This window comes from Kitasatospora sp. NPDC093806 (genome assembly GCF_040683335.1).
Lineage (GTDB): Bacteria > Actinomycetota > Actinomycetes > Streptomycetales > Streptomycetaceae > Kitasatospora.
Genome location: NZ_JBFBDO010000156.1, coordinates 1 through 12,718, shown reverse-complemented (window position 1 = coordinate 12,718; position 12,718 = coordinate 1). Strand labels below are relative to the sequence as shown.

Genomic DNA, 12,718 nt, shown 5'->3' with positions numbered 1-12,718 from the left:
GGCCTGCATCCGCAGGGCGCCGGCGGCATGGGCGTATTCGGCGGCGATCCGGGCGGAGGGGCGGCTGGCGGTCCATCGGGGTCCTCGATTCTGGCCGGCGCCGGGGGCCCGGCACGCCTGCCGCCCACCCTCCGCCGGACCGGCGGACGGCCGCCAGCAGGGCTGATGCGTTCGGGTGAGCGGCCGGCGGCCGCTCCTCGGGGCTCGGTCGGCGGGCGGTCAGGAGAGGCCCGAGCCCTCCTGGGTGTCCGCCTCCACCGCCGCCCGCTCCTCCTCCAGCCGGACCACGTGCCGGCGCCGGGCCACCACCCCGTACGCGGCGGCCGCGCTCGCCGCGAACGCCGTCAGACCGACCCACGGGCGGTCGAAGACGTGCCCGGTCAGGTGGTCCAGGGAGTACCGGCCGGGGCCCGCCAGCCCGAGCGCCAGACCGGTCGCGCCCAGGAACGCCGGGTACTCGTAGCCGCCGCCCATCACGAAGAAGCCCGCCGGGGCGTGCACCGCGACGGCGCCCGCCATCGTGCCGGCCACCACCGCGCCCGCCGCCGGCGTGGCCAGCCCGGCCACCAGCAGCGCGCCGCCGCCCGCCTCGCCGAGGCCGGCCGCCAGGGCGCTCTGCCGCGCCGGGTGGAAGCCCATCGCCTCCATCGCCTTGGTGGTGCCGTCCAGGCCGCCACCGCCGAACCAGCCGAACAGCTTCTGCGTGCCGTGGGCGATCAGCACCCCGCCGACCGCACCGCGCAGGGCCAGCAGGCCCAGGTCCTTACGGTTCAGAGCCATCTCGAAGTCCTTGTCTCGAAGTCCTTGTCGAGAAGTCCTCGGCGAAGTCCTCGGCGAAAGGGGTGGGTCGGCTTCCATGGCACCGGAAACGGCCGGTCGGCTCGACTCGGGACGGCCATTCGGGGGAATCCGGGCGCGGCCGGGAATAGACGGCGCCCGCAGCGTGGCGGCCCGGCGGCGATGATCGCCGCGGCCATGCTTGGCACATGTTCGTCTTCAACCTGAGCAGCGCCTTCATCGCCTTCTTCGCCGTCGTCGGTCCGCCGAAGGTCCTGCTGTCCTTCGCCCGGCTGGCCGCCACCCGCTCCACCCGGGAGCTGCGCAGGCTGGCGGCGTGGAGCACGGTCATCTCGGCGGTGATCGGCGCGGCCCTGGCCTTCAGCGCGGACTTCGTCACCACGCTGTTCCACATCAGCGACCAGTCGCTGCAGCTGGCCGGCGGGCTGATCTTCTTCGTCTACGCGGTGGCGCTGGTGTTCGGCTTCCACCTGGGCGCCGGTGCCGACGAGGCGGACGAGCACCTGGCCAACCCGATGGTGGACGGCATCCGGGAGCTGCTGCTGCCCTACCTGGCCAGCCCGCTCGCGGTCACCGCGGTGCTGGTCGGCGCGCTCAGCAAGGACGACTGGGGCTGGCGGGCCACGGTGGCCGGCGCGTACGTCGGCGTGGTGGTGATCAACTACCTCTGCGTCGCCGCGCTCGCCCCGCTGCTGCGGCGCACCCACCGCACCTCGCTGGAGGTGGTCGCCCGGCTGCTCGGCCTGCTGCTCGCGGCGGTCGGCGTCGAGCTGATCCTGACCGGGCTGGCCGGGCTCGGCGTGCCGCTGCCCGACGCGCACTGAGCGGGCCGCACCGAGCGGACCGCACCGAGCTGACCGTCGCGGGTCGGGTCCGCCCGGCGAGGGGGCGGACCCGGCCGGGCCTCAGCCGGTCGCGGCCAGCCGGACCAGCACCTCGCCGATCCGGTCCCGCACCAGCGGGTCGGCGACCAGCCCGTCCGCCCCGACGTCCCCGCGCGCCAGCGGCACCCGGACGCAGGCCTCCTCGACCACCGCCGCCCCGGTGTAGCCGAGCACCGTGCGCAGCGCCGCCTCGGCGCCCAGGCCCCGCCCCGCCCCGGCGGCGTTGATCCAGGCGGCCGGCTTGTCCGCGATCTCGGTGCCGCCCACCGTCCAGTCCAGCAGGTTCTTGAAGGCGCCCGGCAGGGTCCCGGCGTACTCGGGCGTACAGATCAGCAGGGCGTCGGCGGCCTCGATCGCCGCCCGCAGTCCGGCGACCGGCTCCGGCAGCGGGTCGAGGTCGAGGTCCGGGTTGAAGTGCGGGAGCCCGGCCAGCCCGGTGTAGTAGCTGGTGGCGACGCCCTCGGTGGCCCGCGCGACGGCGGCGGCCGTGCGCAGCACCGTCTCGTTGACGGACCCGGCACGGAGGCTGCCCGGAAGCAGCAGAATCTGACGGTCGATCGGCATGCCGAGGAACCTATCGTTCCTTTCCTGCCTTTGATCCCCTTACGGCACGACCACCGGGCGCCACGGGACGGGGCTGGAGAGGACCATCGAGCTGGCGGGCTGGCCGTAGGCGCCGAGGCGGTCGATCAGGGCCTCGAAGTCGGCCATCGCGGGGACCGCGACCAGCAGCGCGCAGCAGGCGCCGCCGGTGACCCGGTGCAGCTGGAGCACCTCGGGCCAGCGCGCCACCTCGGGGTCGCGCAGCACGCAGCGCGGGCCGTAGCACTGGATCTGCACCAGCGCGGTGATCGGCAGGCCGGCCCGGGTGAGGTCGATGTGGGCGTGGTAGCCGCTGATCACCCCGTCGGCCTCCAGGCGGCGGACGCGTTCGGCCACGGCGGGTGCGGAGAGGCTCACCCGGCGGGAGAGTTCGTTGTAGGAGAGCCGGGCGTCGGCCTGCAGCTCGGCCAGCAGGCGGCGGTCGACGGCGTCCACGGCGGCTCCTGAGGGTCGGGTTCGGTTGGCTGGATTCCGCTGCTTTGCGATCGTGAAGAGGATCCGGAAAAGACCTCTCGTGCGACAGGCGCGGTCGCGGTAACCGTGCCCGGCACCCATTCAAATGCGGGCCCGGGCCGCCGCACAATGGGGCCCCGGTAACGACCGCGGCGGTGGGGCCGGTTCCCGGCTCCGTCCGGTAATCGGTCGCCGGTGATTTCAGGAGGGATCGGGCATGGGGCACGACACGATGGAGAAGCCCAACCTGTCGTTCGACCGGAACGGGGCGCCGGGCAAGGGCACGCCGTACGCGCAGTACATCAAGCTGGACGAGCTGCACAGCCTCCAGCAGCCGCTCAGCGAGGTGCCGGCCGAGCGCTCGTTCATCGTCACCACCCAGGTGATGGAGCTGCTCTTCGGCCAGCTGCGGCACGAGTGGACGCTCGCCCAGCAGGCTCTGCGCGCCGACGACCTGCCGGCCGCGCTGGCCGCGCTGCGCCGGGGCACCCACGTCCAGGACGTGCTGGTGGAGTCCTGGGACCTGCTGGCCACCATGACCCCGCAGGAGTTCAACGGCTTCCGACCGGTGTTCGGCGAGGCCTCGGGCTTCCAGTCCTCGGCCTTCCTGCACCTGGAGTTCCTGCTCGGCAACAAGAACGCCGCGCTGCTGAAGATGTACCAGGACAGCCCGAAGACGCTCGCCGACCTGACCGCCGTGCTGGCCGCCCCCGGCCTGTACGACGACGCGCTGGCGCTGCTGGGCCGGCACGGCCTGGCGGTGCCGGACACCGTGTCCGAGCGGCGCTACCAGGCGGACGACGCGGTGGCGGCGGCCTGGCGGCGGGTCTACACCGAGTCGGAGCACGCCGGGCTGCTGCCGCTCGCCGAGGCGCTGCTGGACGTCGCCGAGCGGGTGACCCGCTGGCGCCAGCGGCACCTGGCGTCGGTCAAGCGGGCGATGGGCGGCAAGTCCGGCTCGGGCGGTTCCAGCGGGCTGGTCTGGCTGCGCCGCGCCGCCGAGCAGGACGTGTTCCCGGAGCTGTGGACGGTCCGCGACGAACTCTGATCCCGGCCCCGGGCCGGTCCCGGGGCGTGCGTGCGTCAGCGGCGGATCAGCGACGGATATGAACGAGGCAAGGCACTGTGAGTGAAAGGCTGGGCATGATCACGCGCGAGGAGTGCGCGGCGCTGGACGCCGCCGACCCGCTGGCGGCGTTCCGCGGGGAGTTCGCCCTGCCCCCGGGGGTGATCTACCTGGACGGCAACTCGCTCGGCGTGCTGCCGGTCCGCACCCCGGAGCGGGTGCGGGCGGTGGTCGAGGAGGAGTGGGGCCGGGAGCTGATCCGCAGCTGGAACGACGCCGGCTGGTTCGAGCAGCCCTACCGGCTGGGCCGGCGGATCGCCCCGCTGGTCGGGGCCGCGCCGGAGGAGGTCGTGGTCTGTGACACCACCTCGGTGAACCTGTTCAAGGTGCTGGCGGCGGCGCTGCGGCTGCGTCCGGGCCGGTCCACCGTGCTGGGCGACCGCGCGGCCTTCCCGACCGACCTGTACATCGCCGAGGGCGTGACCGGGCTGGTCCCGGGGACCCGCAGCGTGCTGGTCGACCCGGCCGAGCTGGACGCGCACCTGGACGGCGACGTCGCCGTGGTCGTCCTCTCGCACGTCGACTACCGGACCGGCGAGCTGCTGGACATGCCCGGGATCACCGCCCGGGTGCAGGCCGCCGGCGCGCTGATGATCTGGGACGTCTGCCACTCGGTCGGCGCGCTGCCGGTCGAGCTCGGCGCGAGCGGCGCGGACTTCGCGGTCGGCTGCACCTACAAGTACCTGAACGGCGGCCCCGGCTCCCCGGCCTTCCTGTACGCGGCCGGGCGCCACCTGGCGGCCGGACCGGAGCAGCCGCTGAGCGGCTGGTTCGGCCACGCCCGCCCGTTCGCCTTCGAGCCCGGCTACGAGGCGAAGCAGGGCATCGGACGGTTCCTCACCAGCTCGCCCTCGCTGCTCGGCCAGGCCGCGCTGGAGTCCTCACTGGACGTCTGGGAGCGGGCCGACCGGGCGGCCGTGCGGGCGAAGAGTCTGGCGCTGACCGATCTGTTCATCGCCCTGGTGGAGGACCTGGACGGGGTCGAGGTGGCCACCCCGCGCGAGCACGCCCGGCGCGGCAGCCAGGTGGCGCTGCGGCACGCGGACGGCTACCCGGTGGTGCAGGCGCTGATCGCGCGCGGCGTGATCGGGGACTTCCGGGCGCCGGACCTGATGCGATTCGGCTTCACCCCGCTCTACCTCTCGCACACCGAGGTGTGGGACGCGGCCCGGCACCTCGCCGAGGTGCTGGAGAGCGGCGAGTGGAAGGACGAGCGGTTCTCCCGCCGCGGCGAGGTGACCTGAGCGGGTGAGCCGGTGGAGGGGCTGTGGCGGGTGGTCACCCGTCACGGCCCCTCCGTCGTCCCCGGCCCTCGGTCGCTCCCGGCTCTCAGAGCGCCGTCAGCTCGCCGATCAGGCGGCGGTAGACGGCGAAGGCCGGCTTGGGCGTGTAGTCGTCCCGGAGCAGGCCGAAGTGGTGGAACAGGCCCTCCCCGGCGCTGTCCGCGTCCCGCAGGCCGAAGTGGCCGTAGCCGGTGAGGTTCAGCTCGGCGGCCAGGGCGGCGACCGTCCGGACCACCTCGTCCACCACCTCGGCCTGCCGGGCCTCGGAGCGGCCGGGGCCGGTGGGCCAGCCGTGCTCGCAGATCCGGATCGGGACCGCCGGGCCGATCCCCGCCTTGGCGACGGTCTCCCGGCGGAATCCGGCCAGCACCGCGCCGACCGCCTCGGCGAGCCGTCCGTCCGGCACCGGGCGGAAGACGTCGGGGAAGAAGTCCAGCCCGACGTAGTCCAGCGCGCGGTGGAAGCGTTCGTCGGCGAGCGCGCCGAGTTCGGACCAGAAGGTGTCGGCGGGGTCGAAGGACAGCACCGCGTTGAAGCCCACCGCGAGGTCGAGGCCGAGGGCCAGCGCCTCCTCCTTGGCCGCGACCACCCCCGCGACCAGCGCCCGCCGCACGTTCGGGACCGAGCCGTCGAGCATCGGCGAGTCGGCGTTCGGCTCCTCGCAGATCTGGAGCGTGCCGATCCGCGGGCCCTCGGTGCGGACGACCTGCCGGACGAAGTCGGTCCAGCCGTCCAGCCGGCCGTCCGGCGCGCGGAACTGGAGCACCAGGTCGAGCCGGCGGCCCTCGGTGGCGTACCGCTCCGGCTCGGCCGGGGTGGGCGGGGTGGCCGCCGAGGCGGGGAACGAGCGGTAGGCGCGGACCAGCAGGGTGGGCGCGGCGCCCTGGAGTTCGCGCAGTGCGGCGGTGATCCGCGCCGGGTCGTCGGGGCGGGCCGGGGCGATCAGGCCGGTGTCGTCGCCGAGCAGTCCGCCCGGGTAGATCGCGAAGGTGAAGGTCATGGACCCCACCGTAGCCGAAAATATTGATGTCACTGCAAGTTTGCTGCGACACCAAGGTTGCCTATGATTCCGGCATGGGACTTCGCGAGGAGAAGAAGCGGCAGACCCGGACCCTGCTGGCCGACGTCGCCACCGCGCTGTTCGCCGAGCGCGGGTTCGAGCAGGTCACGGTGGTCGAGGTGGCCCGGGCCGCCGGGGTGTCGCCCAACACGGTGTTCAACTACTTTCCGACCAAGGAGGACCTCTTCTTCGACCGGCAGGACGAGGTGGTGGCCCGATTGGCCCGGGTGGTGCGGGAACGGCCCGCGGGCCTCGGCCCGGTCGAGGCCGTCCGGGACGACCTGCTGGCCGGGCTGGACGCGGACGAGCCGACGTACGGGCTGCGCCCGGAGGCCGCGGCGTTCTGGCGGACGATCGCGGACAGCCCTGCGCTCCGGGCCCGGCTGCTCGACCTCGGCGAACGGTCCGAGCGGGCGCTCGCCGAGGCACTGGCCGAGGAGGCCGGTGCGGCCGCGGACGACCCGCTCCCCCGCGTCCTCGCGGGCGCGATCGCCGGGGCGCACCGGGCGGCGCTGGCGGAGATCCGGCGGGGCATGGTGGCGGGCGAGCCGGTGGACGCCGTCCGGGCGCGGGTGACCGCGGCGGTGACGGCGGGCTTCGGGCTGCTCGGCTCCGGGCTCGCCCGGTGGCCCGCCGGGAGCTGAGCCCGCCCGGGAACGCGTCGGGCCGCCCGGTCGAAAGGATGACCGGGCGGCCCGAGAGGCGAGGCGTCAGCTGTGGCGGCCGCGGCGGCGGGCGACCAGGACGGCGATCCCGCCGAGGGCGAGCAGGCCGGCACCGGCCGCGCCGAGGATGACCGGGGTGTCACCGGCGCCGGTCGACGGCAGCGAGCCACCGCCGCCGTTCGTCGGGCCGGGGTGGTGGCCGGTCGGACCGTGGCTGCTCGGCCCGTGGTCGGTCGGGCCGTGGCTGGTCGGCCCGTGGCTGGTCGGGGCCGCGCTCGACGAGCTGGGCGAGGTGGTCGGGCCGGTCGGCACCGCGGAGGTCGTGGTGGGCGCCGGGGTGGTCGGGGTCGCCGAGGTCGGCGCCGCCGACGTGGTGGTGGGCGTCGGCGAGGTCGGGGTCGCCGAGGTGGTGGTCGCGGTCGGCGAGGGCTCGGTGGGCGAGGCCGTCGGGGAGGTCGGCGTCGGGCTCGGCGTCACCTCGCACTCCGGCAGGTCCCCGTCGAACGGGTAGCTGTGCAGCTCGTAGCCGCCGTTGCCGGTCTGGATCAGGTTGCCCGCCAGGTAGACGCGGCCGTTCATGCCGGGCATCGCGATGGTCGTGGTGGACGCCGGGTTGCCCGCCATCACCGAGCCCTGGAACTGCGCGCTGCCCAGGATCTGCGGGCTGGTGGACGCCGGGAAGTTCCACATCAGCTTGGAGCGCATCTCGGTGGTCGGATCGCCCGCCAGGCCCGTCCCGGTGTACGTGTTGATGACCGGGGCGTCCGACAGCATGTTGACCACGACGGTGGCGCCGGCCGGGATGTTGGCGAACACCAGGCCGATCTGCCCGCCGGTCGGCGAGGCCAGGTTCCCGGGGACGTTGAAGACCTGCTTCATGCTGGTCCCGTCACCGGTGAAGGTCGCCTCGCTGCTGGTGACCGCGACGGTGCCGGTGGCGGTCGCCTTGCCGACACAGGCCGAGACCTCCTCGATCTGGGTGAGCACCGACTGGTACGGCGCGGCCGCGTTGGCGTCCTGGATCGCCTGGCCGGTCGGGTCGACGGTGACCGTGCCGGAGAGCGTGCCCGCGTACCGCAGGTTGCCGAAGGCCTGGCCCTTGGAGTCGCTGCCGCCGATCAGCAGCGAGTTGCCGGCCACCATGGTGACGTCGCCGCCGACGGTCATGAAGTCGCTGCCGTTGGGCGGCACGACGCGTGAGCCGACGCCGACCACGCCGGCGTTGAAGATGCCGCCGCCCTGGCTCTTGTCGACGGTGAAGTTCCCGAGGGTGACGATCTTGCCCTCGGCCTCGGCGGCCCGGCCGTTCACGGTGTAGTTGCCGCCGGTGAAGACGTTGATCGTGGCGTCCCGGCCCGGGAAGTCACCGTTGTTCGGCGGTCCCCAGCTCGACGGGCAGTCGGGCCCGCTGCACGCGCCCAGCGGCGGGGCCAGCGGCGCGGCGGCACCGATCGTCAGCACGGCCGCCATCGGCAGCACCGCGACGGCGGTCGCCAGCGCGACCTGGACGGTCCGCCGCCGGCGGGCGGCCGGCGGACGCTCCACGGCGGTTCTTCTGTGATCCGGCGTACCGGTGCCCTGAGCCATCGACACATTCCTCCGCGCAGAGAAAAAGGCAGGTGCGCCACCTGCCGAGCGTTCCAGTTGATCCCGGATCATCCCGGTCGATTCCCTGAGATTCAAGAGATTCGGTATATCCAGTATCAAATCGGGCGTTCCATACCCTACAGACCATCAGTGTTGATCCGAAAATCCTCCGACCGGGCGCGTCCGACGTGTCCTAAGTTGGGGACCATGACTTCCGACGCGATCGCCACCGTCGCCGCCAGCGCCGACGTGCTGCGCCACCCCGAGGCCGGCGAGCACCTGCTCACCGCCCTGGAGAAGGAGCGCGCCGCCCGCTTCCGGCACGAGTCCGGGCGGGTCGACTTCACCGCCGCGCACATCCTGGTCCGGCTCTGCGCCGCCGAACTGCTCGGCGTCCCGGCCGACGGCATCGTCCTGGCGCAGCACTGCCCCGACTGCGACAAGGACGACCACGGCAAGCCCTACCTGCCCGACCACCCCGGGATCGCGGTCAGCCTCTCGCACACCAAGGGCGTGGTCGCCGCCGCCGCCGGGCACCGGCCGATCGGCGTCGACGTCGAGCTGATCACCCGCAGCGGCACCCTGCTCGACGTCGCCCCCCGGGTGCTCGCGGCGGAGGAGCTGCGGCTGGTCCGGCAGCACGCCGACCCGGCGCGGGCCTTCCTGCGGCTCTGGGTCCGCAAGGAGGCGCTGATCAAGATCGGGCGGACCACCCTGGACGGCCTCGCCGCGCTGGACCTCTCCGGCCTCCCGCTCGACCTGCCCGGCGAGCGGCCGCTGACCGGTCGGTTCGAGGACTTCCAGCTGCTCGACTGGGTGGACGAGGCGCACGGCGCGGCCGTCGCGGCGGTCTCCACCGTGCCGCCGCGCGTGGTGGTGCTGGCGCCGCCGGCCGGCTGAGGGGCGGCGGCGGCCGAATGGCCGAGGAGCGGTGGTTCCACGGCCGATTGGCCGACGAACGACGGTTCCGCGGCCGAGGTGGAGGCCGGATTCGGGGCCCGCGGATAAGCGGTGTTAGCGTCCTGCACCGGGGCGGAGACAACCGGACGCCCCGGCTGCCCGCGTCGCGACCGCCGGCGGGCGGCCCCCGTTGAGTCGCAAGGGTGCCCTGCCATGGCCAAGTTCCTGCTGAGCCTGCACGTCCTCGCCTCGGTCCTGTTCGTCGGCCCGGTGGCCGTGGCCGTCAGCATGTTCCCGCGTCGGGCGAAGGCCGCCCTCGCCGGCGGCCCCGACCAGGCCGGTGACGCCGGCATGCTGCGGCTGCTGCACCGGATCACCCAGGTCTACGCCCTGCTCGGGATAGCGGTGCCGGTCCTCGGCATCGGCCTCGCCCAGGTGATGGACGTGCTGGGCGAGCCGTACCTGATCGTCTCGATGGTGCTCACCGCGATCGCCGCGCTCTCGCTGCTGCTGTTCGTGCTGCCCGGCCAGCAGGCCGCGGTGGACGCGCTCGGCCTCGCCCCCGAGGACGAGGGGCACGCCAAGGCCGTCCGGGGGCTGAAGACGCTGCCGATGACGACGGGCGTGTTCAACCTGCTCTGGGCGATCGTCGTGGTGCTGATGGTCATCCGGCCGGGCTCGACCACCGGCGTCTGAGGCTCGGCCACTACTCTCTCGGCCATGACGATCATGGTGGGGATGGGGCCGGAGGCCGGGACGGGCGTGGGCGGGCTGCTGCGGGGCTGGCGGGAACGACGCCGGCTCAGCCAGCTGCAGCTCGCCCTGCTCGCCGACTCCTCGGCCCGGCACATCAGCTTCGTCGAGAACGGCCGCTCCCGGCCCAGCCAGGAGATGGTGCTCCGGCTCGCCGAACACCTCGACGTCCCGGTCCGGGAGCGCAACGCGCTGCTGCTGGCCGCCGGGTACGCGCCGCACTACCCGGAGAAGCGGCTGGACGACCCGTCGATGGAGGCGCTGCGCTCCGGGATGGAACGGCTGCTCGCCTCGCACGACCCCTACCCGGCGCTGGTCGTCGACGGCACCTTCCGGGTCCTCGCGGCCAACCGCTCGCTGGGCCTGCTGCTCGCCGGGGTCGCCCCGCACCTGCTGGAGCCGCCGCTCAACGCGATGCGGATCACCCTGCACCCAGAGGGGCTGGCCCCGCGGATCGTGAACTTCCGGCAGTGGCGGCGGCACCTGCTGGAGCGGATGGAGCGGCAGGTCGGGCTGGTCCGCTCGGAGCCGCTGCGGGCGCTGCTGGAGGAGGTCCGGTCCTACCCGGAGCCGGCCGGCCCGGCGGAGGAGGGCGAGGAGGACGTCACCGAGCTGTTCCCGTTCGCCCTGCCGATGCGGATCGCCTTCGAGGGACGGGTGCTGTCGTTCCTGTCGACGATCACGACCTTCAACACGCCGCTGGACGTGACCGTCTCCGAGCTGGCCATGGAGACCTTCCTCCCGGCCGACGTGGAGACGGTCGCCTTCCTCCAGGCCGCCGTCGGCCCGGAACGCTAGCCGGGGCGGGGCGCTGGTCGGTTCGGAGCGGTAGTCACTTCGGCAGGCGGCGGAGGGTGGTGAGCTGGAGGGCGGCGAAGCCGAGGACGGTCGCGGCCTGGAGGGGGATCCAGACGTAGCCGGCGGTGGTCGGCTCGAACCACAGCTCCAGCGCCAGCACGCTCAGCACCGTCCACGCCAGGTTGATGTCGATCACGGCCTGCACCGCCGGGCGCGGCGGCCGCGGGCGGGCCGCCAGCAGGCCGACCGCGAGGCCGAACACCGCCAGCACCGCGCCCAGTTCGAACAGCGTCGGGCCGCCGACGCCGAGCAGCTCGCCGAGCGGGCCGGAGAAGGCCAGGTAGGCCAGCCCGTTGCCGCCGCTGACCAGGGCGTCCAGGGCGAGAAAGCGGCGCAGGTTCTTCCGGGAGGCGGCGACGGTGGCGGCGCTCGGACGGGCGGCGGCGAGGGTGTGCGCGGACATGGCGGATCAGCCTCCGGAGGTGGTGGGGTGGTTCCCGGCCGGCGCTCTCGCCCCCGGGTGGGCACCACTCTGCCGGGCCACCCGGGAGGCGTCGATTACCTCCGAGGTCATGCCCGACCCGACGCGCGACCCGACGGCCGGTCGAGCCGCCGCAGCGGCACGCCCGCCCGCTTGACGGCCCATCCGACGATCGCCGTCTCCGCGCGGGTGACGCCGAGCGGCCCGAGGGTGTCGGTGACGAAGCGGTAGAGGCCGCCGTGGTCCGGGCAAAAAACCACCGCCAGCAGGTTGGCCGGCCCGCTGGTCGCGAAGACGCCGTGCACCTGCGGGTGGCGGGCCAGCGCCGTGCCCACGGCGGCGAGCCGGCCCGGGGGGACGTCCAGCCAGAGGTTGGCGTCCACGGCCAGGCCGAGCAGCCGCGGGTCGACCGTGGTGTGGGTGCGCAGCAGCCCGGCCCCGGCGAGCCGGTGCAGCCGGCGGCGGACGGTGGACTCGGGGGTGCCGACGGCCGCCGCGAGCGCCGCGTGGGACTGCCGGGCGTCCTCGCCGAGCCGGGCCAGCAGGACGTGGTCCAGCTCGTCCAGCGGCACGCTGCCCGGGACGGGACGGGCGACCGGGGGCTCGGCGAGCGCGGCCGCCTCGGCCTCGTCCAAGTGGCCGGCCCGCCACTGGCCGGCGTCGGCGAAGGCGTGCAGCACGGTGTGGACGGTGGTCTCGGTGACGGCGGCGGTGGCGGGCAGCTGCCCGTAGAGCAGGCGATCGCGGGCGCCGGCGTCGCTGAGCATCACCGCGTCGATCTCCTGGCCGCCGAGCATGACGTCGACGAACGGGACGTCGGGCCGGTCGGCGAGGGCCTGGGCGACGGCGTCGACCCGGCCGCGCAGCACCCGGATCCGCAGCACCAGCGCGCCGACGGCGGCGTCCTCGACGTCCGGCATCCGGACCACCCGGACCAGCCCGGTCCGCTGGAGCCGGGCGAGCCGGCGGGTGACGGTGCGGGTGGAGACGCCGAGCGCCTCGGCGATCAGCCCGGCGCCGGCCCGGCCGTTCACCTGGAGCGCGCAGACCAGCCGGCGGTCCAGGGTGTCGAACACGGTGGCGGGATCAGCAGCTGTGACGTCCATGGTGTCCGATCTCCGTCGTTCCGGTGCGGTCGAGCGTCCCGTCCGGGCACCACGACGGTACTCCTTGTCCACGGCGACCACGCGAACCCGCGAGGGACGCACGAGGGACGGGAGAAGGACGATGGACGACGAACTGCGGGAACTGCGCGCGCTGTTGCCGGCGGCGGAGGCGGCGGTCCGGGAGGTCGGCGCCCGGCTGGCCGCCCGCCGGCCGGCCGAGC

14 protein-coding genes are annotated in these 12,718 nt (G+C 74.2%); 7 read left to right on the top strand and 7 right to left on the bottom strand.

Going from position 1 to position 12,718, the window contains the following annotated elements; translation table 11 throughout:
- Positions 1-219: 219 nt before the first annotated feature.
- Positions 220-780, bottom strand: coding sequence for a DoxX family protein (locus AB0N76_RS37150; RefSeq protein ID WP_363565094.1), 561 nt, complete (start codon positions 778-780; stop codon positions 220-222).
- Between the two features lie 206 nt (positions 781-986).
- Here AB0N76_RS37150 and AB0N76_RS37145 point away from each other — a divergent pair, with 206 nt between their 5' ends.
- Complete coding sequence (locus tag AB0N76_RS37145) at positions 987-1,622, top strand: MarC family protein (RefSeq protein ID WP_363565092.1); 636 nt, start codon at positions 987-989, stop codon at positions 1,620-1,622.
- A gap of 81 nt (positions 1,623-1,703) precedes the next feature.
- Here the strand turns inward: AB0N76_RS37145 and AB0N76_RS37140 are convergent, their stop codons facing one another.
- Both AB0N76_RS37140 and AB0N76_RS37135 read right to left on the bottom strand, forming a co-directional pair.
- The gene (locus tag AB0N76_RS37140; protein WP_363565090.1) at positions 1,704-2,246 is read right to left on the bottom strand and encodes an NADPH-dependent FMN reductase; all 543 of its coding nucleotides are present in this window, start codon (positions 2,244-2,246) and stop codon (positions 1,704-1,706) included.
- 39 nt (positions 2,247-2,285) lie between these two features.
- Positions 2,286-2,720: an Lrp/AsnC family transcriptional regulator gene (locus AB0N76_RS37135; protein WP_363565088.1), complete on the bottom strand. Its 435-nt coding sequence runs from the start codon at positions 2,718-2,720 to the stop codon at positions 2,286-2,288.
- 235 nt (positions 2,721-2,955) lie between these two features.
- On the opposite strand from AB0N76_RS37135, the gene AB0N76_RS37130 reads away from it, so the two are divergent.
- Complete coding sequence (locus AB0N76_RS37130; RefSeq protein WP_363565086.1) at positions 2,956-3,786, top strand: tryptophan 2,3-dioxygenase family protein; 831 nt, start codon at positions 2,956-2,958, stop codon at positions 3,784-3,786.
- 95 nt (positions 3,787-3,881) lie between these two features.
- A complete protein-coding gene (kynU, locus tag AB0N76_RS37125) occupies positions 3,882-5,108 on the top strand; it encodes a kynureninase (RefSeq protein ID WP_363565084.1) in 1,227 nt (408 codons plus the stop codon).
- An 85-nt stretch (positions 5,109-5,193) separates the two neighbouring features.
- On the opposite strand, the gene AB0N76_RS37120 is transcribed toward kynU, so the two are convergent.
- The gene (locus AB0N76_RS37120; protein ID WP_363565082.1) at positions 5,194-6,147 is read right to left on the bottom strand and encodes a hypothetical protein; all 954 of its coding nucleotides are present in this window, start codon (positions 6,145-6,147) and stop codon (positions 5,194-5,196) included.
- Between the two features lie 74 nt (positions 6,148-6,221).
- Between AB0N76_RS37120 and AB0N76_RS37115 the strand changes: the two genes are divergently transcribed.
- Positions 6,222-6,851 carry a TetR family transcriptional regulator gene (locus tag AB0N76_RS37115; RefSeq protein ID WP_363565080.1) on the top strand — a complete coding sequence of 210 codons (630 nt, stop codon included), beginning with the start codon at positions 6,222-6,224 and terminating at the stop codon, positions 6,849-6,851.
- Between the two features lie 66 nt (positions 6,852-6,917).
- Here AB0N76_RS37115 and AB0N76_RS37110 read toward each other — a convergent pair whose 3' ends face one another.
- Positions 6,918-8,417 carry a choice-of-anchor A family protein gene (locus AB0N76_RS37110; protein WP_363565078.1) on the bottom strand — a complete coding sequence of 500 codons (1,500 nt, stop codon included), beginning with the start codon at positions 8,415-8,417 and terminating at the stop codon, positions 6,918-6,920.
- 249 nt (positions 8,418-8,666) lie between these two features.
- On the opposite strand from AB0N76_RS37110, the gene AB0N76_RS37105 reads away from it, so the two are divergent.
- The 3 genes from AB0N76_RS37105 (at position 8,667) to AB0N76_RS37095 (ending at position 10,910) form a co-directional block, all read left to right on the top strand.
- Positions 8,667-9,359 (top strand): 4'-phosphopantetheinyl transferase superfamily protein, encoded by a 693-nt coding sequence (locus tag AB0N76_RS37105; RefSeq protein WP_363565076.1) that lies wholly within the window; start codon positions 8,667-8,669, stop codon positions 9,357-9,359.
- A gap of 213 nt (positions 9,360-9,572) precedes the next feature.
- Positions 9,573-10,055, top strand: coding sequence for a hypothetical protein (locus AB0N76_RS37100; RefSeq protein WP_363565074.1), 483 nt, complete (start codon positions 9,573-9,575; stop codon positions 10,053-10,055).
- Positions 10,056-10,079: 24 nt separating this feature from the next.
- The gene (locus AB0N76_RS37095; RefSeq protein WP_363565072.1) at positions 10,080-10,910 is read left to right on the top strand and encodes a helix-turn-helix domain-containing protein; all 831 of its coding nucleotides are present in this window, start codon (positions 10,080-10,082) and stop codon (positions 10,908-10,910) included.
- Positions 10,911-10,944: 34 nt separating this feature from the next.
- Here AB0N76_RS37095 and AB0N76_RS37090 read toward each other — a convergent pair whose 3' ends face one another.
- On the bottom strand, positions 10,945-11,373 hold the full coding sequence (locus AB0N76_RS37090) for a hypothetical protein (RefSeq protein ID WP_363565070.1): 429 nt from the start codon (positions 11,371-11,373) through the stop codon (positions 10,945-10,947).
- 107 nt (positions 11,374-11,480) lie between these two features.
- On the bottom strand, positions 11,481-12,497 hold the full coding sequence (locus AB0N76_RS37085; protein WP_363565068.1) for an Lrp/AsnC family transcriptional regulator: 1,017 nt from the start codon (positions 12,495-12,497) through the stop codon (positions 11,481-11,483).
- Positions 12,498-12,718: the final 221 nt, after the last annotated feature.